This is a genomic window from Micromonospora sp. WMMA2032 (genome assembly GCF_002688545.1).
GTDB classification, from domain to species: domain Bacteria; phylum Actinomycetota; class Actinomycetes; order Mycobacteriales; family Micromonosporaceae; genus Micromonospora; species Micromonospora sediminicola.
In genome coordinates this window covers 3,424,105-3,442,558 of the sequence record NZ_CP024052.1, presented here as the reverse complement: position 1 = coordinate 3,442,558, position 18,454 = coordinate 3,424,105, and the positions used below count along the sequence as shown (strand labels likewise).

The following is an 18,454-nucleotide window of genomic DNA, read 5'->3' as shown; positions in this document are numbered from 1 at the left end:
CGATTCGGGAATGCGGGTAACCCGAACGGGGGAACGGGACGGACAGCCTGTGCGGTCGTTCGGCGGACAGTCATGTCACCGTCGGGAGTCGTCCGGCAGCCGACTGTTGTCGCGCAATTGTCGGAGCGGCAGTTAATTGCCGCGACTAATGCGACAATTCGGAACGACGGCCGGTATTTGGTGACCGATGAATCGGTTACGCGTTGTAGGAGGTGGGGGGCAGATGACGGCGTCCGACCGCGATCTACCTGCTGTCCCGCAGATATTCGAGCCCTCCCACCAGGGCATTCGTGACGCTGCGCGGTCCGACCGCTACGCGAAAGATGTTGCGCAGCGTCACCGCCGGAGGTCTAGGCTGTCTGCTGTTCTCCCCGAAGATCCATCCATCTCTAGTGATCGAGAATTCGACGTGACGAGTGCGTTGACGCTGCCTTCCGGTGGCCCGCTGGCGTCGTCCCGGCCCGAGACGCCGACCGGTTCCCAGCCCCTGCCCTTCGAGCTCGACCATCTGCTCGCGCTGCGGGTACCCGGTCTCATCGAGACCCGCCGGCACATTCACTCGCACCCGGAACTGTCGGGCGAGGAATTCGAGACGGCCGCGCTGGTGCACCGGGAACTCTCGCTCGCCGGGCTGAAGCCGCGCCTGCTCCCCAAGGGCAACGGCGTCATCTGTGACATCGACGGCCGCCCGGACGGGCCGGTGATCGCGCTCCGCGCCGACATCGACGCGCTGCCGCTGAGCGACCCGAAGGACGTGTCGTACCGGTCCACCGTGGAGGGCGTCTGCCACGCCTGCGGCCACGACGTGCACACCTCGGTGATGCTCGGTGTCGGCATGCTGCTCGCCCAGTTGGCCGACCTCGGTCAGCTCGACGGCCGGGTGCGGCTGATCTTCCAGCCGGCCGAGGAGATCCTGCCCTGCGGCTCGCTGGAGGTCATCGAGGCCGGCGGCCTCGACGACGTGGTGCAGATCTTCGCGTTGCACTGCGACCCGAACCTGCCGGTGGGCAAGGTCGGCCTGCGGGTCGGCCCGATCACCGCCGCCGCCGACAACGTCACCGTCCGGCTCACCGGTCCCGGCGGGCACACCGCCCGCCCGCACCTGACCGTCGACCTGGTCGACGCGCTCGGCCGGCTCGTCACCGAGGTGCCGACGCTGATCAGCCGCCGGGTGCCGGCCAACAGCGGGCTGCTGCTGGTGTTCGGCCACGCGTCGGCCGGCACCCGCTACAACGTGATCCCGTCCGAGGCGTGCGCCGCCGGCACGCTGCGGGTGATGGACCGCGACACCTGGGACCAGGCGCCCAAGATCGTGGCCCAGGTGGTGCGGGACGTGCTCGCGCCCACCGGCGCCACCGTCGACCTGGAATACCTGCGCGGCCGCCCGCCGGTGACCAACGACGCCCGGGCCATCGGCGTGCTCACCGCCGCCACCGCGTCGGCGCTCGGACCGGACGGCATCGCCGAGACGCCGCAGAGCATGGGCGGCGAGGACTTCTCCTGGTACCTGGAGCACGTCCCCGGCGCGCTCGCCCGCCTCGGCGTCGGCCGGAGCGGGCCCAACGTGGACCTGCACCGGGCCTCCTTCGACGTGGACGAGCGCGCCATCGAGGTGGGCGTACGCCTCATGGTCCAGACCGCGCTGCGGGCACTGGCGGCGGCGCGCTGACCGGACCGCCGGTCGGCCCGACCGGCGCCGGCGGCTGTGGTCCGCCGGGCGGCGGCGTCCGACGGGCCCGCCGGCGTCGCCACCGCAGCAACAGCCACAGCGGTACGCCGATCACCACCGCGAACGGCAGGACCGCGCCGAGCACGGTGAGCAGCACGCGTACCGAGGTGAGGAAGACCGTCCAGCCGCCGCCCAGCCCGGTCAGGAAGCCGAGGTCGGCCTCCTCCTCGGCGGTGCTGGCGTCCCGGCCCAGGAACGTCACGGTGATGGTGGAGAGCGCGGTCAGGTCGGCCAGCCGACGCTTGCGGGCCTCCAACGCGGCCAGGTCGGCCTGCCGGGTGCCCACCTCGTTCTCCAGGGCGACCAGCTGGTCCACCGAGCTGGCCTGGGCCAGCAGCTTGCGGGCGCTCTCGACCCGGGCCCGCTGGGTGGCGATCCGGGCGTCCAGGTCGACCACCTGCTCGGTCACGTCCTCGGTGCGGATCTCCCGGCGCTCCTGCCGGCCGAACCCGGCCAGCTGGTCGATCACGCCGGCGAACCGGTCCGCCGGCACCCGCAGCGTCAGCACCGCCCGCGCGTCCGCCGACTCGCTCGACCGCCGGTCGCCGCCGACGAAGCCGCCGGCCGCGGTCACCGCCGTGGTCGCCTCCCGTGCCGCGGTGTCCACGTCGTCCACCCGGACCTGCATCGTCCCGGTGTAGATGATGGACCGCTGGTCCACCCGCAGGTCCGCGCCGCCGGTCCCGCCCGGGGCCGCCTGGTCCCGCTCCGCGCCGCCCTCCGCCGCGCCGCCCGCCGCGTTCTGCGGCGCGGCCGAGTCGCTGCCACTGTCCCCGCCCGCGCTGCACGCCCCCACGGCCAGCACCGCCGCCAGGCCCACGGCCACCAGGGCCACGCCCCGGAGTCGTCGTCCGCCCATTCCCCGCTCCGATCGTCGACGGCCCCGCGAGCCGGGGCCGATACCTCGGACGCGACGCGTCGTCGCGCCGGTTCCGGCAGACTGCGCTGAGGACATCACGATTCGATAATCGAGGAGTCACGATGCAGGTCACCAAGTTCACCCACTCCTGTCTCCGGCTGGAGCACGACGGGGGAGTGCTGGTCGTCGACCCCGGCGTCTTCAGCGAACCCGAGGCGCTGGACGGGGCGGACGCGGTGCTGATCACGCACGAGCACCCGGACCACGTGGACGTCGCCGCGCTGACCCGGGCGCTGGAACGCCGGCCGATCCAGGTGAACGGCCCCGCCTCGCTCGCCGGCGTGCTCGGCGACGCCGCCGAGGCGCTCGTCGTGGTCGCCCCGGGCGAGTCGTTCACCGCCGCCGGCGTGCCGGTGCGGACGTACGGCGGGCAGCACGCGGTCATCCACCCGGACATCCCCGTGATCCAGAACATCGGCTACCTCTTCGACGAGGTCGTCTACCACCCGGGCGACGCGCTGTTCGCCCCCGACGACGTCCAGGTGGACACGCTCTTCGCCCCGATACACGCGCCCTGGTCGAAGTTCTCCGAGGTGCTCGACTTCATCCGCGCCGTCGCCCCCCGCCGGGCCTACGCGCTGCACGACGGTCTGCTCAACGCCAACGGCTTCGGTGTGCTCGACCGGCAGTACACCGCGATGTCGAACACCGACTACCGCCGTCTGGAGCCCGGTACCCGGATCGACGCCTGAACCGTGCCCGGCCCCCCTGCCGACGTGGTCCGGCGGCTCTACGCCACGCCCCCGGACCGGTTCGTCGCGGCCCGGGACGCCGCCGTGGCGGAGGCGCGCCAGGCCGGCGACCCGCGTACCGCCCGGGAGATCGGGCGGCTCCGCCGGCCCACGGTCGCGGCCTGGCTGGTCAACCTGCTCGCGATCCGCCGGCCCGACCTGGTCGCCGACCTGACCCAGCTCGCCGAGGCGCTCCGCGAAGCGCAACGCGACCTGCGCGGCGGCACGCTCCGCGAGCTCTCCGCGCAGCGTCGCGCCGTCGTGGGCGCGCTGGTCGCCGAGGTACGCCGGCTGGCCGCCGCCGAACCCGCCGCGCCCCCGGCCGGGAAACTGCCGCTGGGCGAGGTGGAGGCGACGCTCAACGCCGCGCTCTCCGACACCGAGGTGGCCGACCAGGTACGCGCCGGCCGGCTGCTGCGGGCCAGCCACTACGCCGGGTTCGGTGAGGTGCCCCGCCCCCAGCTGCGGCTGATCACCGGCGACGACGAGGAGCCCACCCGGCCCGAGCGCGCGGGCAGGTCCGGCGTACCGGAGCGGGCCGGGAAGCCCGGCGTACCGGAGAAGGCGGGGAAGTCCGGCGTACCGGACCGGGCGGGGAAGTCCGGCGTACCGGACCGGGCGGCCGAGGCGCGCCGGGCGCGCGAGGAACGGGCGGCGCGGGCCGAACGGGCGAAGCGGCGGCGGGCGGCCGCCCGCGAGCTGGAGAAGGCGCGCGCGGAGCTGGGCCGGGCCGAGGCGGAGCTGTCCGGGGCCGAACGGGCCGAGCGGGACGGCGCGGCGACGCTGGACCGGATCGAGACCGAGCTGGCCGAGCTGGAGCGCCGTCGGGCGGCGGCCGAGCAGGAGCTGAGCCGGGCCAAGCTGACCCGCCGGGGCGCGGAACGCGCGCTCAGCGCGGCCCGGCGGCGCGCCGGCGAGGTGGAGGGCGTCCTGGAGGCACTCGACGCCGAAGAGGGGGATGCCATGGAGGGTGATCACGAGGCAGACTGAGCGTGATGAGCGGCCACGGTGGACGGACGGCGGGGGGTCGCCGATGACCCCGGAGCAGGTGGCCGCCGCGTGCAAGCCGCTGGCGCTGGAACTCGGCGAGGCGTTCTCCCGCTGCCCGTCGACGCTGCGCCGGGCCCGGCTGCTCGGCATCTCCGGGTGGGCCTTCTACATCACCGGCCGGGCCGGCGCGCTCGGCGACGTACGCGCCGAGACGGTGGCCGCCGCGCTCGGCTTCATCGCCCCCGAGGCGGTCGCCGACGGCTGGGACGCCGCCGCGCGGACGGTCCCGCCGCTGGAGGTCGCCGCCGCCAACCTCGCCGAGTGCTGCCGCTGGGGCGCGGCCCGGCTGGGTGGGAGTCCCGAGGTGTCCCGGCTCGCCGGGCTGCTCGGCCGGGCGGTCGAGGCCGCCGACGGCAGCGCCATGCCGCTCTTCGCCGCCTGGCGCGCCATGCCGGTGCCCGACCCGTCCCCCGGCGCCCGGGCCGCCGTCGGGCTGCTGCTGCTGCGCGAGCACTTCGCCGGGGCCTACCTGCTGGCCGTGCGGGCGGCCGGGCTGACGCCGCTGGAGGCGGTGCTGGCCGGGCCGGAGGGGGAGACGGGGGCCGCCGCCTGCGGCTGGGCGCCGCCCTACCCGCCGGTCGGGCCGCTGGTGCGGCGGCGGCTCTGGGCCGAGGCGGTGACCGACCGCCTGGTGTCCCCGGCGTTCCGCGCGCTCGGCCCGGTCGAGGGCACCGAGCTGGTCCACCTGCTCACCGCCGCCCGGCCGCGCGCCCGGGGCGGATAAATGGGAGGCGTCCCGGGCGGCCCGGCTGCCAGGATCTGCGCCGTGACGCTCCCCGCCGGCTGGACCGCCCGCCGCCCCACCCTCGACGACGTGCCCGCGATCCTGACGGTGGTGCACGCCGCCGACACGTTCGCCGTGGGCTACCCGGACTTCGACGCCGACGACGTGCGGGACGCGCTGACCGCGCCCTTCGTCGACCCGGCGCGGGACTCCTGGCTGGTCGCCGACCCGGACGGCGTGGTGGTCGGCTGGGCGATCCTGAGCAACCCGACCGGGGTGGGCCGGGAGTTCGTCGAGGTCTACGTGGACCCGGACCACGGTGCGCCCCTGCGCGCCCCGCTGCTGGCCCGGCTGCTCGAACGGGTCGCCGAACGGGCCGCCGAGCGGGGCCGGCCCGCGCTGACCGCCCGCACCGCCGTCTTCGCTCCGGAGACCCGCTGGGCGGCTGAGCTGGTGGAGGCCGGGTTCACCCGGGTCAAGCGGTACGTCCGGATGACCCGTTCGCTCGCCGACCTGCCCGCCGAGCCGGCGCCACCGGCCGGTGTGACGATCCGGCCGCTGCGCGCCGACGACGAGAGCGACCTGCGGCTGTTCCACCGGATCTACGACACCGCGTTCCGGGACACCCCCGACCACGAGCCGCTCGACTTCGCGCGGTGGCGGGAGTCGCTCCCGTCCAGCGGCAAGGTCTGGGACGAGTGGCTGCTGGCCGAGGTCGACGGCGAGCCGGCCGGTGCCCTCCAGTCCTCCGACCAGGCGGTCGACCAGGGCATGGGGTGGGTCCGGACGCTGTCGGTGCTGCCCGCCCACCGGCGGCGCGGGGTGGGCGCGGCGCTGCTGCGTCGGGCCTTCGCGATCTACGCGACGAAGGGCCGCGAGGGCGCCGGGCTGGGCGTGGACCTGGCCAACCCCACCGCCCCGGTCACCCTCTACCGCTCCGTCGGGCTGGTGGAGGAGCGCTGGACCGACATGTACGAGCGGAGCGTGCCCGCCCCGCAGGTGTGACCGGGGACCCCCGCGTCGGGGTCGCCGAGCGGGCGGGTGTCCGTCCGGCGCACACTGGAGGGGTGGGAGACGCGCTACGCGGACGCGGTGCCGGTGGGGCGGGACCGCAGCTCGGTGACGTAGTCGTCCGGCGCGCCCGCCTTCTCGGCCGCGTTCGCGATCTCCGACAGGTACCACGAGGTCGGCAGCCCGCCCTCGTAGCCGTCGAAGACGTAGACCCACGCGGTCACGTCCCCGTCCAGCGTCGAGACGCGCACGGTGAGCCGGCGGTAGGTCTCGGCGGTCACGCCCTCGATCTCGTCGAGCTGGGCCGCGTCGTACGGGTGGATGTCGTAGAGCGCCACGAAGACCCGGTCACCGGGGGACTCCACCACGGTGCTGACCGAGCCCTCCCAGCCGATGACGTCCTCGCCCGCGAAGGTGAGCCGCCACCCCTCCAGCCAGCCGGTGCCCACCATCGGCGAATGCGGGCAGTAGGCGCGCATGCGAGCGGGGTCCAGGTTTGAGCCGTAAGCGGCGTAGAGACGCACGGCGACGACGATAGCCCGGTCGGCGGGTGGGGGAGAATACGACGGTGCGTGTCGGACGCGACGGGGAGAAGAAAGTCACTGTGAGCACAGACGAGGGGCGTTTGCCGTGAGCGCGAGGAGTGCAGCGGAGCGGAGCCCCGCAGTCGCGAACGAAGGGACGGCTCTGTGAGCCAGATCGTGATCATCGGCGGCGGGCCGGCCGGGTACGAGGCGGCCCTGGTCGCCGCCCAGTTGGACGCCGATGTCACCGTGGTCGAGGCGGCGGGCGCCGGCGGCGCCTGCGTGCTCTCCGACTGCGTGCCCTCCAAGACCTTCATCGCCAGCTCGGAGGTGGTGACCGGCTACCGGGACACCGAGGAGTTCGGGGTGCACTCCGACGGCCTGGAGGCGGTCACGGTCGACGCCCGGGCGGTGCACGAGCGGGTCAAGCGCCTCGCCCTGGCCCAGTCCGCCGACATCCACACCAAGCTGGTCAAGGCCGGGGTCGAGTTCGTCGCCGGCACCGCGCGCCTCGGCGAGGACGCGCTCGGGCACACCCACCGGGTGATCGTCACCCCGGCCGGCGGCGGCGAGCCGTACTCGATCGAGGCCTCGACGGTGCTGGTCGCCACCGGCTCGACCCCGCGTCAGCTCCCCACCGCCGTACCGGACGGCGAGCGCATCCTGACCTGGCGCCAGGTCTACGACCTGCCCGAGCTGCCCGAGCACCTGATCGTGGTCGGCTCCGGCGTCACCGGCGCGGAGTTCGCCAGCGCCTACCTGGCCATGGGCGTCCAGGTCACGCTGGTCTCCAGCCGCGACCGGGTGATGCCGCACGAGGACGCCGACGCCGCGATGGCGATCGAGCGGGTGTTCCGCAACCGGGGCATGAGCATCCTCAACAACTCCCGCGCCGAGGCGGTCCGCCGTACCGCCGACGGGGTGGAGGTCGTGCTCTCCGACGGTCGCCAGGTCACCGGTTCGCACGCGCTCATCGCGGTCGGCTCGATCCCCAACACCGCCGACCTGGGCCTGGCGGAATACGGCGTCGAACTGTCCCGGGGCGGTTACGTCACCGTCGACCGGGTGTCGCGCACCAACGTGCCCGGCATCTACGCCGCCGGCGACTGCACCGGCGTGCTGCTGCTGGCGAGCGTCGCGGCCATGCAGGGCCGGATCGCCATGTGGCACGCGCTCGGCGAGGCGGTCCGGCCGCTGCGGCTGCGTACCGTCGCGGCGAACGTGTTCACCGACCCGGAGCTGGCCACCGTCGGTGTCTCGCAGGACGAGGTGGACGCCGGCAAGACCCCGGCCCGCCAGGTGATGCTGCCGTTGTCCGGCAACGCCCGGGCGAAGATGGACGACCTGGCCGACGGTTTCGTCAAGCTGTTCTGCCGGCCGGCCAGCGGCCAGGTCATCGGCGGCGTGGTGGTGGCGCCCAAGGCCAGTGAGCTGATCCTGCCGATCACCATGGCGGTGGAGAACAACCTCACCGTCAACGAGCTGGCCCAGACCATCACGATCTACCCGAGCCTGTCCGGCTCGATCACCGAGGCCGCCCGGCAGCTCATGCTCCACGAGCTGGAGTGAGCGCCGCCCGGGTCCGGGCGACGGTGAGGGCCAGGGTGGTCAGGAGGGCGGTCTCGGCGAGGATCAGGAGTCGCTCGGCCAGGCCGATCAACGCGCGGTCACCGGGGTAGGCGGACCAGATCATCGCGGCGGCCAGCAGCAGGCTCGCCACCGTCCACGCGCGTAGCCAACCGGCGGGCGCGGCGCCGAGCCGGCGGGCGAGCAGCCAGCCGGCGACCGGCAGGGCCAGGAACGACAGGACCGACGCGTACCGGTGCACGTAGGCCGCGGTGTCCATGGGCAGGCCCGGCTCGTTCGTGGGCACCACGGCGGCGGCCAGCAGCCCGGCCGACCAGGCGACCAGCAGCACGACCGCCGCCCGACCGGCGCCCGCCCGGCGCAGCGCGGGAAGGAGTACGGCGCTGGCCACCGCGAGGACCGCCATCGCGGTGTCGATGACGCCGCCCCGGTCGGAGACGGCGAAGTCGCTGACGGTCAGCGACCAGGGACTCAGGTCGTCGTTCACCTCGAGGTGACCGATCACGGCGAGCACCGCCGCCAGGGCGATCCCGCCGAGGGCCAGCAGGCCGCTTCTCCGGGCTCCACGCATGGGCCAAGCCTGTCGCCGGAACGACCCCAGGCGGATCCGGGACCGCCACCCACTTCGATCCCCGGGTCGTCCCCTAGCGGAAGCCGCCCGGCGTCACGCCACGTCGAGCCGGATGTTGCCGATCCTGGCCACGACGTCGAGGTGGCCACCCAGCCCGGTCACGTAGGCGCGGAGGATCTCCAGATTGACGCTCTCGCCGTTCTCGATCTGGCTGATCCGGGCCTGGGACAGGCCCGCCGCCTCCGCCAGTTGAGCCTGTGTCATGCCCAGCTGCTTCCGGATCTCCGCCAGCTGGGCGCCACTGACCGCGGCCAGCATCTGTTCCCTGAGTCGTCCACGCCGGGCCACCCGGTCGGCATCGTCCCAGGAGGGGTCGACCCCCCGGGCCTTCGCCTTGACGTCGCGCCAGTTCGACCCATCGCTCATGACTGATCTTCCTTCAAGCTGATCAGGTGCTCCGGGAACCGTTCGTCCGCCAACGGGACCGCCCCACATATAAGCAGGACTTATATGTGCCGTTGCCCCGCACGCGCCGGAGTCGCGGAAAGAATCCGACGCCCAGTCGGTGGGGCGTCCGGCGGAGATCCTGGGTGGCCGCGCGAGGGTCAGTCGGCGGGGGCCTCGGTGCGGGTCTGGCGGGTGCTGATCCAGGTCATGGCCCAGCCCGCCCCCGCGAACCCGGCCGCCGCCAGCCCGCCGATCAGCAGCAGCCGCCACGCCGACTCGGTCAGCGCCGTGCCGCCCAGGTGACCGACGAGCGTGCCGTAGCTGGCCCAGCCGGTGGCCGCCGCCGCCTCGTAGGTCAGGAACAGTCGGTACGGGTAGCGGCTGCGGCCGGCCGAGAAACACGCCGCCATCCGGCCGCCGGGCACGAAGCGGCAGAGCAGGATCACCAGCGGTCCGGGCTCGCGCAGTCGGCGGGTGGCCCGGGCGACGGCGCGGCGGGCCCGCCCCGGCGCGGCGTGCCGGGCTGCCCGACGGGCCGGTGCGGTGCGGCCGAGCACATAGCAGGCCAGGTCACCGACGAAGACGCCGACCGCGCCGACCGCGATGGTGAGCGGCAGGTTGAGCCCGCCGTAGACGGTCAGCGCCCCACTGGTGATCATGACGACCTGGGTCGGCACCACCGGGACGAAGGCGTCGGCGACCAGCAGCGTCAGCAGCAGCGCGTACGCCCACATGGGCGACGCGACGTCAGAGATGAGTTCGGCCACGACCGCCACCTCGCCGGAGTTCCCCGTTCGACCGCACCGAGCCTGACGCCGTGTCCCGCGTCACCGCGACCGACCCTGCCCCGTGGTGACCGTCGACACCGGTGGGCCGTCGATCTGCAACGAGGCGACCCTTCCCGGGGTGACGGACAACCGGTGCGACGGGCGTCGAGCGGGGCGGCGGATTCACGCTCACCGGCGTACCGTTGACGGGACGCGGCACCGGAGCCGTCGGGTCCCCCGTTCTCGATGCCCGGGCCGCCGCGGGTCGCCGGCAGGTCCCGTGCCGGCGACCCGCACCCACTCCCCGAAACTCACGTGCGCTGTCGACGTCCGCGCGCCTACCGTCGGGGCATGCGCAGTGCTGAGGTGACCACGACGCCGGGTGTTCCCGGCGCGCCGCACTGACGTTTCCGTCGACGAGGCCCCGGGGCGATCCGCTCCGGGGCCTCGCGGCGTCCCGGTCCCGCTCGCCTCCGGGTCGTACCTGATCAAGGAGAGCGACATGATCGACCACCGCAGGCTCGGCCGGGAGCTGGAGCTGTTCGTCTCCGACCCGCTCGCGGGCGCCGGGCTGCCGATCTGGCTGCCGGCCGGCGCCGCCGCCCGGCACGCCGTCGAGGAGTACGTACGGGAGTTGGAGCGTCGGGCCGGCTACCGGCACGTCTACTCGCCTCCGCTGGGCAAACGGGAGCTGTTCGAACGCTCCGGGCACCTGGGCTACTTCGCCGACGACATGTTCCCGCCGATGCGGTTGAGCGCCGACGACGAGTTCGTGCTCCGCCCGGCGCTCTGCCCGCACCACGCGCTGGTCTTCGCCGCCCGGGGCCGGTCCTACCGGGAACTGCCGCTGCGCGTCGCCGAGCTGGGCGGGATGTATCGGGCCGAGCGCTCCGGGGTGCTCGGTGGGCTGTCCCGGGTGCGGGCCATCTCGCTCAACGACGCGCACAACTTCTGCGCCCTGGAGCAGGTCGGCGACGAGGTGCGGGAGATCCTGCGGCTGATCCGCGAGGCGCACGCCGCCCTCGGCGTCCGTCCGGCCGGGTTCCGGTTGTCGCTGCGCGGGCCGGACCAGCGGTACGTCGGCGACGACGCCGGGTGGGCGCGGGCCGAGGAGCTGCTCCGCGCCGCGCTCGACGGGGTGGACGTCACCGAGGCGCCGGGCGAGGCCGCGTTCTACGGCCCGAAGATCGACATCCAGATCGTGGACGCGGGCGGCCGGGAGTCGACCATCTCCACCGTCCAGCTCGACTTCGACAAGCCGGAGCGGTTCGACCTGTCGTACACCGACTCGGACGGGCGGCGGAAACGGCCGGTGATGGTGCACCGGAGCCTGGTGGGCAGCATGGAGCGGCTGTTCGCCTACCTGATCGAGGTGCACGAGGGCGCGTTCCCGGCCTGGTACGCCCCGGTGCAGCTGGTGCTGCTCCCGGTGGACGACGCGCAGGCCGACGCGGTCCACCGGCTCCGCCGCGAGGCGGAGGGCGCCGGCCTCCGGGCCGAGGTCGACGAATCGGGCTCGCTGGGCGCGCGGATCCGGGACGCGGCCCGCCGACGCGTCCCGTACGTCGGGGTGGTCGGTGCCCGGGAGGCGGCCGACGGGTCGGTCTCGCTGCGCCTGCGCGACGGGCGCGGTCTCGCCCCGATGCCCACCGCCGCGGCGGTGGGGCTGGTCGGCGCGGTGGTCGCGAGCCGGTCGCCCGACCTGCTCCCGCCGGCCTGAGCCCGGCCCGACGCCGGGGTCGCCCGGGTGACGTGCCGTCACCCGGGCGGCCGGTGTCGCAGGTGTCGCCGGGTCCACGTCAGTTCCCGACCGGCGCGCCGGTGGGCCGGACCCCGGCCGGCGGACCGCCCGGCGTCGGCGCGGGCACCTCGTCGGAGATCACCGCGCCGGTGAACTGGGCCCGGTAGAGCCGGGCGTACGCGCCACCGGCGGCGACCAGCTGGTCGTGGGTACCCTGCTCGACGATCCGGCCCTGCTCCATCATCAGGATCAGGTCGGCGTCGCGGATGGTGGAGAGCCGGTGCGCGATGACGAAACTGGTCCGGTCGGAGCGCAGCGCCGCCATGGCGCGCTGGAGCAGCACCTCGGTGCGGGTGTCCACCGAGCTGGTCGCCTCGTCCAGGATCAGCAGCGACGGCTCGGCCAGGAACGCCCGCGCGATGGTGATGAGCTGCTTCTCGCCGGCGCTGACGTTGCTGCCCTCCTCGTCGATGACGGTGTCGTAGCCGTCCGGCAGGCTGCGGACGAAGCGGTCCACGAAGGTCGCCCGGGCGGCGGCGAGGATCTCCTCCTCGGTGGCGTCCGGCCGCCCGTAGGCGATGTTGTCCCGGATGGTGCCGCCGAACAGCCAGGTGTCCTGGAGCACCATGCCGATCCGTCCGCGCAGGTCGTCCCGGCGCAGGGTGCTGATGTCCACCCCGTCCAGCGTGATCCGGCCGGCGTCCAGCTCGTAGAACCGCATGACCAGGTTGACCAGGGTGGTCTTGCCGGCGCCGGTGGGACCGACGATGGCCACGGTGTGCCCGGGCTCGGCGACCAGGGAGAGGTCGTCGATCAGCGGCTTGTCCGGGTCGTAGCGGAACGAGACGTGTTCGAACTCGACCCGGCCGTGCGGGTCGGCGATCCGGGCCGGCTCGGCCGGGTCGGCGCTCTGCTCGTCGGCGTCGAGCACGGCGAAGACCCGCTCGGCCGAGGCCACCCCGGACTGGAGCAGGTTGGCCATCGACGCGACCTGGGTGAGCGGCTGGGTGAACTGCCGCGAGTACTGGATGAACGCCTGCACGTCGCCGAGGCTCATCGCGCCGGAGGCCACCCGCAGCCCGCCGACCACCGCGATGGCGACGTAGCTGAGGTTCCCGATGAAGAACATCGCCGGCATGATGATCCCGGAGACGAACTGGGCGCCGAAGCTGGCCTTGAACAGCTCCTCGTTCTTGGCGTGGAAGGCGGCCTCGACCTCCTTCTGCCGGCCGAACACCTTGACCAGCTCGTGCCCGGTGTAGGCCTCCTCGATCTGGGCGTTCAGCTCACCGGTGTGGGTCCACTGGGCGATGAACTTGCGCTGCGACCGCTTGGCGATCTGACCGGTGACGATTACCGACAGCGGGATCGCGACCAGGGCCACCGTCGCCAGCAGCGGCGAGATCCAGAACATCATCCCGAGTACGCCGACGACGGTCAGCAGCGACGTGAGCAGCTGGCTCAGCGTCTGCTGGAGGGTCTGCGAGATGTTGTCGATGTCGTTGGTGACCCGGCTCAGCAGCTCGCCCCGCGGCTGCTTGTCGAAGTACGGCAGCGGCAGCCGGTTGAGCTTGTCCTCCACGTCGGCGCGGAGCCGGAACACGGTGCGCTGCACCACGCCGTTGAGCACCCAGCCCTGCGCCCACATCAGCACGCCCGCGGCGACGTAGAGCGCGACCGCGAACGCCAGCACCCGGCCCAGCCGGTCGAAGTCGATGCCCGCGCCGGGCACCACGTCCATCCGGGCCAGCATGTCGGCGAAGTTGCCGTTGCCCGCGGCCCGGGCCGCGGCCACCGCCGCCTCGGTGCTGGTGCCGGCCGGCAACTGCCGCCCGATCACCCCGTTGAAGATCAGGTCGGTGGCGTGCCCGAGCACCTTCGGCCCGATCACGCTCAGCCCGACGCTGGCCAGCGCCAGCGCCAGCACACCGACGAGCTGGATCCGGTACGGGCGCAGCCGCCCGAGCAGCCGCCGCGCCGACGGCCCGAACCGCATCGCCTTCTCGGCCGGCATGCCCATGTTCATGTGCGGCGGGCCGCCGGGCCGCCGTCCGGCCGGAGGCAGCCGCTTCGGCTCGCCCTTCTGCTGCGGCACAGCTCTCGTGTCACTCACAGGGTCACCTCCGCCGTCTGCTGGGACGCCACGATCTCGGCGTACGTCGGGCAGTTCTCCAGCAGTTCGTCGTGCCGTCCCATCCCGACGACACCCCCGTCCTCGAGCACGATGATCTGGTCGGCGTCGACGATCGTGGAGACCCGCTGGGCCACGATCACCACCGCCGCGTCCGCGGTGACCGGCTTGAGGGCGGCCCGCAGCCGGGCGTCCGTGCCGAGGTCGAGCGCGGAGAAGGAGTCGTCGAAGAGATATATCTCCGGCTTGCGGACCAGCGCGCGGGCGATGGCCAGGCGTTGCCGCTGGCCGCCGGAGACGTTGGTGCCGCCCTGCGCGATCGGCGCCTCCAGCCCGCCCGGCATCTCGGCGACGAAGTCGCGCGCCTGGGCGATCTCCAGGGCCGCCCACAGGTCCGCGTCGGTGGCGTCCGGGTTGCCGTAGCGCAGGTTGCTCGCCACCGTGCCGCTGAACAGGTACGGCCGTTGCGGCACCAGCCCGATCCGCCGCCACAGCTCGTCCGGGGCCAGGTCGCGCACGTCCACGCCGTCGACCAGGACCGCGCCGGCGGTCGGGTCGACCAGCCGGGGGATCAGCGTCAGCAACGTGGTCTTGCCGGCGCCGGTGGACCCGATGATCGCCGTGGTGCGGCCCGGTCGGGCCCGGAACGAGATGTCGCGCAGCACCGGCGCGGTGGCGCCCGGGTACTGGAAGCCGGCGCCGCGCAGCTCCAGCTCGCCGCGTCCGGCGACCTCGGTCACCGGGTCGGCCGCCGGCACCACCGAGGAGTCGGTGTCCAGCACCTCCTCGATGCGTTCGGCGCAGACCGCCGCCCGGGGCACCATCATCAGCATGAAGGTGGCCATCATGACCGCCATCAGGATCTGCATCAGGTACTGCAGGAACGCGGTGAGCGCGCCGACCTGGATCTCCCCGGAGTCGACCCGGGCCGCGCCGAACCAGAGCACCGCCACGCTGGAGACGTTGAGCACCAGCATCACGATCGGGAAGATCAGCGCCTGGAGTCGGCCGATGCGCAGCGCGGTCGCGGTCAGGTCGGCGTTGGCCCCCTGGAAGCGGTCGGTCTCGTACGGCTCGCGGACGAACGCCCGGACCACCCGGATGCCGGTGATCTGCTCGCGCAGCACCCGGTTGACGGTGTCGATCCGGGTCTGCATGAGCCGGAAGCCCGGCACCATCCGGCGGATGATCAGGCCCAGCGCGACGGCCAGCACCGGTACGCAGACCAGCATCAGCCAGGAGAGGCCGACGTCCTCGCGCAGCGCCATCACCACGCCGCCGACGCTCATGATCGGCGCGGCCACCAGCATGGTGCAGCTGAGCAGCACCAGCATCTGCACCTGCTGGACGTCGTTGGTGTTGCGGGTGATCAGGGACGGCGCGCCGAAGCGGGCCACCTCGCGGGCGGAGAAGCGGTTGACGTGCCCGAAGATCGCCCTGCGGACGTCGCGGCCGAAGCCCATCGCGGTCTTCGCGCCGAGGTAGACCGCGGCGATCGAGCAGGCGATCTGGAGCAGGCTGACCACCAGCATCCAGCCGCCCGTCCGCAGGATCTGGTCGGTGTCGCCGCGGGCGACGCCCCGGTCGATGATGTCGGCGTTGAGGCTGGGCAGGTAGAGCGAGGCCATCGTGCCGACGAACTGGAGCGCCACCACGGCGGCCAGCAGTCGTCGGTACGGGCGCAGATGTGTGCGGAGCAGGCGGATCAGCACGGATGTCTCCCCGTTGGCGACTCGGTGTCGGACTCGCTGTCCCGGTTCAACCGACGGAGGTCCCCGTCGGACATGCCGGTGATGATTTCGGTCAGGAATTCGCGGATGACGGCCCGCTTGGCCGGGTCGGCGTCGACCGACGTCAACGGCCGGTCGCTGTGGATCAGGTCGATGATCGCGCGGGCGTGCTCCTGGCCCTTGTCGGTGAGCGTGAGCTGGACGGCACGCCGGTCCTCCGGGTTGCGCCGCCGGCTGACGAAGCCGTCGCGTTCCAGGGTGTCGACGATGCCGGTGAGGGTGGCGGGCCGGACGAAGCACAGCTCCGCCATCTCGCGGTGGGTGATGTCGCCGGCCCGCAGCAGGATCATCAGCACCCGCATGCCGGCGGAGGTGAGACCGTGGTGCTCGGCCAGGTAGCGCCCCCAGTGCTGCTCGACGACGTGGCCGGCGATCGAGATCAGCCGGCCGAGCGGCGCCTGTTGCAGCGCGTCGGGGTAGCGGACGAGCGGTCCCATGTTCACGGGCGCCAGATTAGCCCCCGAACCATCAGGGCCCAAACTAATTTCTGAGAGTGCCCTCAGCCACGCTCGGTACGGGCGCGGGGCGGCTCGTCCGGCGCGGTGGCGACGTACTCCCGCATCACCTCGGCGACCTCGCGCAGGAACGTGGCGGTGGCCTCGGCCTGTTCGGGGGTGAGTCGGGCGACCGCGCGGTCGACGCCGACCAGCATGGGCCGGAGCGCCTCCAGCACCTCGCCGACCGCGTGCTCGGTCACCTGGAGGGTCAGGCGCCGGCGATCGTGCGGATGCGGGGCGCGGGCGACGTGTCCGGCCTGGACCAGCCGGTCGACGAGCGTGGTGGCGGAGGCGGACCGGATGCCCAAACGGTTGCCCAGCTCCACCGGGCCCAGCGGCTCGGGGCTGGAGATCAGGTGGTCGATGGCCGCGGCGTCGGTCGCGCCGATGCCGAGGCGGCGGGCCAACGCGGCCCGGGTGTCCCCGGCGACCCGCAGCATCTCACGCAGCGCCCGGGCGGCCTCGCTGCTCGGCGGCCGGCCGGCGGGCGTGGCCTCTCCGGTTGACGGCGACCCCTCCACGGGTTAAAGCTAGCATCTCAGGTAGCTAGAAAATCTAGCTAAAGCGGGAGGGGTGCCATGCGCAGCGACGGGCGCGGACGTTGGTTCGGGCTGCTCGCCATCAGCCTCGGCGTGGCGATGATCATCGTGGATGCCACCATCGTGAACGTCGCGGTTCCGCAGATCATCCGGGACCTGGACATCACCTCGACCGAGGCCCAGTGGGTGCAGGAGGCGTACACCCTGGTCTTCGCCGCGTTGCTGCTGGTCGCCGGCCGCTTCGCCGACCGGTCCGGGCGGCGGCGGATGTTCGTCGCCGGCGTGGGCGTCTTCGTGGTGGCCAGCGTGCTGGCGGCGCTCGCCGGCTCCGGCGAGGCGCTGATCGGCGCCCGGGTGCTGCAGGGCATCGGTGGCGCGATGATGCTGCCCACCTCGCTCTCCCTGCTCAACGCCAACTTCACCGGCCGGGAGCGGGGCATCGCGTTCGCCGTCTGGGGCTCGACCATCGGCGGCGCGGCGGCGCTCGGCCCGTTGCTCGGCGGCTGGCTCACCACCACGTACTCCTGGCGGTGGGCGTTCGGCATCAACGTCCCGGTCAGCCTGGCCGTGATCGGGGCGACCCTGCTGCTGGTCGCCGAGTCCCGGGACGACCGCGCCGAACGCGGGGTCGACCTGCTCGGCGCGCTGCTCTCCGTGGTCGGCATGACCGGCGTGGTCTTCGCGCTCATCGAGGGACGCACCTACGGCTGGTGGGAGCGGGAACGCCCGTTCAGCCTCTTCGGCCTCGACTGGACCGCCTCGATCTCCCCGGTGCCGGTGGCCGCGCTGGCCGGGCTGACCGCACTCGGGGTCTTCCTGGCCCAGCAGGTCCGCCGCAACCGCGCCGGGCGACCCGCGCTGCTCGACCTGTCGCTGTTCGGCATCGGCTCGTTCCGCAACGGCATCCTGGCCGCGGCGATCGTCAGCCTGGGCGAGTTCGGCCTGCTCTTCGCGCTGCCGCTGTGGTTCCAGAACGTGCTCGGCTACAGCGCCTTCCGCACCGGCCTGGCGCTGCTGCCACTCGCCGTGGGCAGTTTCCTGGCCAGCGGCATCGGTGCGCCGCTGACCCAGCGGTGGGGCGCGGCCCGGGTGGTCCAGTTGGGCGTCGCGGCCGAGCTGGTCGGCGTCGCCGGACTGGGCTTCGTGGTGGCCCCGGACACCCGCTGGTGGGCGCCACTGGCGTTCCTCTTCGTCTACGGCATCGGCGTCGGTCTCGCCACCGCCCAGCTCACCGGCGTCTCGCTGGCCGAGGTGCCGGTCCGGCGCAGCGGGCAGGGCTCCGGACTGCAGAGCACCGCCCGGCAGGTCGGTTCGGCGCTCGGCATCGCCGTGCTCGGCACCGTGCTCTTCGCCGGCCTCGGCGGCCTCCTCGGCGACCGGCTGGCCGACCAGCCCGGCCTCGACCCGGCCGGTCGGGACCAGGTGGTGAGCGCGGTGAAGGAGAGCGCCGGCGCGGCGATCGGCGGGCTGGCGGCGGATCCGCGTACCGCGCCGATCGCCGAGGAGGCGAAGGCGGCCTTCTCCGACGCCACCCGGTACGCCGCCTTCACCGCGGCCGGGTTCCTGCTGGTCGGCCTGCTCGCCTGCCTGCGCCTGCCGAGCGTGCGCGCCGAGGTGACGGGGGACGCCCCGCCGGCCGGGGCGGAGCCGGCGCGGGTCTGAGGCCGGGGCGTGCCTGCCGATCCGGGTCGGCAGG

General features: G+C 73.5%; 17 protein-coding genes. 8 read left to right on the top strand and 9 right to left on the bottom strand.

Annotated elements, in window-relative coordinates:
• The first annotated feature begins 409 nt into the window (after positions 1-409).
• Entirely contained in the window at positions 410-1,669 is a 1,260-nt protein-coding gene (locus CO540_RS15540) for an amidohydrolase (RefSeq protein WP_099162604.1), read from the top strand.
• Here CO540_RS15540 and CO540_RS15535 read toward each other — a convergent pair.
• The gene (locus CO540_RS15535; RefSeq protein WP_099162603.1) at positions 1,626-2,588 is read right to left on the bottom strand and encodes a DUF4349 domain-containing protein; all 963 of its coding nucleotides are present in this window, start codon (positions 2,586-2,588) and stop codon (positions 1,626-1,628) included. The two genes, CO540_RS15540 and CO540_RS15535, sit on opposite strands and share 44 nt — an antisense overlap.
• Before the next feature lie 122 nt (positions 2,589-2,710).
• Between CO540_RS15535 and CO540_RS15530 the strand changes: the two genes are divergently transcribed.
• Genes CO540_RS15530 through CO540_RS15515 form a run of 4 tightly spaced genes read left to right on the top strand, consistent with a single transcriptional unit; the run spans position 2,711 to position 6,158 of the window.
• The gene (locus tag CO540_RS15530) at positions 2,711-3,340 is read left to right on the top strand and encodes an MBL fold metallo-hydrolase (protein WP_099162602.1); all 630 of its coding nucleotides are present in this window, start codon (positions 2,711-2,713) and stop codon (positions 3,338-3,340) included.
• Positions 3,341-3,343: 3 nt separating this feature from the next.
• Positions 3,344-4,369, top strand: a complete 1,026-nt coding sequence (locus CO540_RS15525) for a hypothetical protein (RefSeq protein ID WP_099162601.1) — start codon at positions 3,344-3,346, stop codon at positions 4,367-4,369.
• A 43-nt stretch (positions 4,370-4,412) separates the two neighbouring features.
• The gene (locus CO540_RS15520; RefSeq protein WP_099162600.1) at positions 4,413-5,153 is read left to right on the top strand and encodes a hypothetical protein; all 741 of its coding nucleotides are present in this window, start codon (positions 4,413-4,415) and stop codon (positions 5,151-5,153) included.
• A 42-nt stretch (positions 5,154-5,195) separates the two neighbouring features.
• Positions 5,196-6,158 (top strand): GNAT family N-acetyltransferase, encoded by a 963-nt coding sequence (locus CO540_RS15515; protein WP_099162599.1) that lies wholly within the window; start codon positions 5,196-5,198, stop codon positions 6,156-6,158.
• Between the two features lie 74 nt (positions 6,159-6,232).
• Here CO540_RS15515 and CO540_RS15510 read toward each other — a convergent pair whose 3' ends face one another.
• Positions 6,233-6,688, bottom strand: coding sequence for a gamma-glutamylcyclotransferase (locus CO540_RS15510; RefSeq protein ID WP_046566454.1), 456 nt, complete (start codon positions 6,686-6,688; stop codon positions 6,233-6,235).
• Between the two features lie 165 nt (positions 6,689-6,853).
• Here CO540_RS15510 and CO540_RS15505 point away from each other — a divergent pair, with 165 nt between their 5' ends.
• Positions 6,854-8,257 (top strand): NAD(P)H-quinone dehydrogenase, encoded by a 1,404-nt coding sequence (locus tag CO540_RS15505; RefSeq protein WP_099162598.1) that lies wholly within the window; start codon positions 6,854-6,856, stop codon positions 8,255-8,257.
• Here CO540_RS15505 and CO540_RS15500 read toward each other — a convergent pair.
• The 3 genes from CO540_RS15500 to CO540_RS15490 all read right to left on the bottom strand — a co-directional run bounded on the left by CO540_RS15500 (position 8,235) and on the right by CO540_RS15490 (position 10,060).
• Positions 8,235-8,846, bottom strand: a complete 612-nt coding sequence (locus CO540_RS15500; protein WP_099162597.1) for a DUF998 domain-containing protein — start codon at positions 8,844-8,846, stop codon at positions 8,235-8,237. The two genes, CO540_RS15505 and CO540_RS15500, sit on opposite strands and share 23 nt — an antisense overlap.
• Positions 8,847-8,939: 93 nt before the next feature.
• Positions 8,940-9,272 carry a helix-turn-helix transcriptional regulator gene (locus CO540_RS15495; protein WP_091582238.1) on the bottom strand — a complete coding sequence of 111 codons (333 nt, stop codon included), beginning with the start codon at positions 9,270-9,272 and terminating at the stop codon, positions 8,940-8,942.
• Positions 9,273-9,451: 179 nt separating this feature from the next.
• The gene (locus tag CO540_RS15490) at positions 9,452-10,060 is read right to left on the bottom strand and encodes a DedA family protein (RefSeq protein WP_099164780.1); all 609 of its coding nucleotides are present in this window, start codon (positions 10,058-10,060) and stop codon (positions 9,452-9,454) included.
• A 487-nt stretch (positions 10,061-10,547) separates the two neighbouring features.
• Between CO540_RS15490 and thrS the strand changes: the two genes are divergently transcribed.
• Positions 10,548-11,780: a threonine--tRNA ligase gene (thrS, locus tag CO540_RS15485; RefSeq protein WP_371682301.1), complete on the top strand. Its 1,233-nt coding sequence runs from the start codon at positions 10,548-10,550 to the stop codon at positions 11,778-11,780.
• Positions 11,781-11,859: 79 nt separating this feature from the next.
• Here the strand turns inward: thrS and CO540_RS15480 are convergent, their stop codons facing one another.
• From CO540_RS15480 to CO540_RS15465, 4 genes are all read right to left on the bottom strand, one after another.
• On the bottom strand, positions 11,860-13,815 hold the full coding sequence (locus CO540_RS15480; RefSeq protein WP_253866741.1) for an ABC transporter ATP-binding protein: 1,956 nt from the start codon (positions 13,813-13,815) through the stop codon (positions 11,860-11,862).
• 95 nt (positions 13,816-13,910) lie between these two features.
• The gene (locus CO540_RS15475) at positions 13,911-15,644 is read right to left on the bottom strand and encodes an ABC transporter ATP-binding protein (RefSeq protein WP_099162594.1); all 1,734 of its coding nucleotides are present in this window, start codon (positions 15,642-15,644) and stop codon (positions 13,911-13,913) included.
• A complete protein-coding gene (locus CO540_RS15470; protein ID WP_098743715.1) occupies positions 15,638-16,159 on the bottom strand; it encodes a MarR family winged helix-turn-helix transcriptional regulator in 522 nt (173 codons plus the stop codon). The genes CO540_RS15475 and CO540_RS15470 overlap by 7 nt, the downstream gene beginning before the upstream one ends.
• 62 nt (positions 16,160-16,221) lie before the next feature.
• Positions 16,222-16,659, bottom strand: a complete 438-nt coding sequence (locus CO540_RS15465; protein ID WP_172968031.1) for a MarR family winged helix-turn-helix transcriptional regulator — start codon at positions 16,657-16,659, stop codon at positions 16,222-16,224.
• Positions 16,660-16,797: 138 nt separating this feature from the next.
• Between CO540_RS15465 and CO540_RS15460 the strand changes: the two genes are divergently transcribed.
• Positions 16,798-18,420: a DHA2 family efflux MFS transporter permease subunit gene (locus CO540_RS15460; RefSeq protein WP_099162593.1), complete on the top strand. Its 1,623-nt coding sequence runs from the start codon at positions 16,798-16,800 to the stop codon at positions 18,418-18,420.
• Positions 18,421-18,454: the final 34 nt, after the last annotated feature.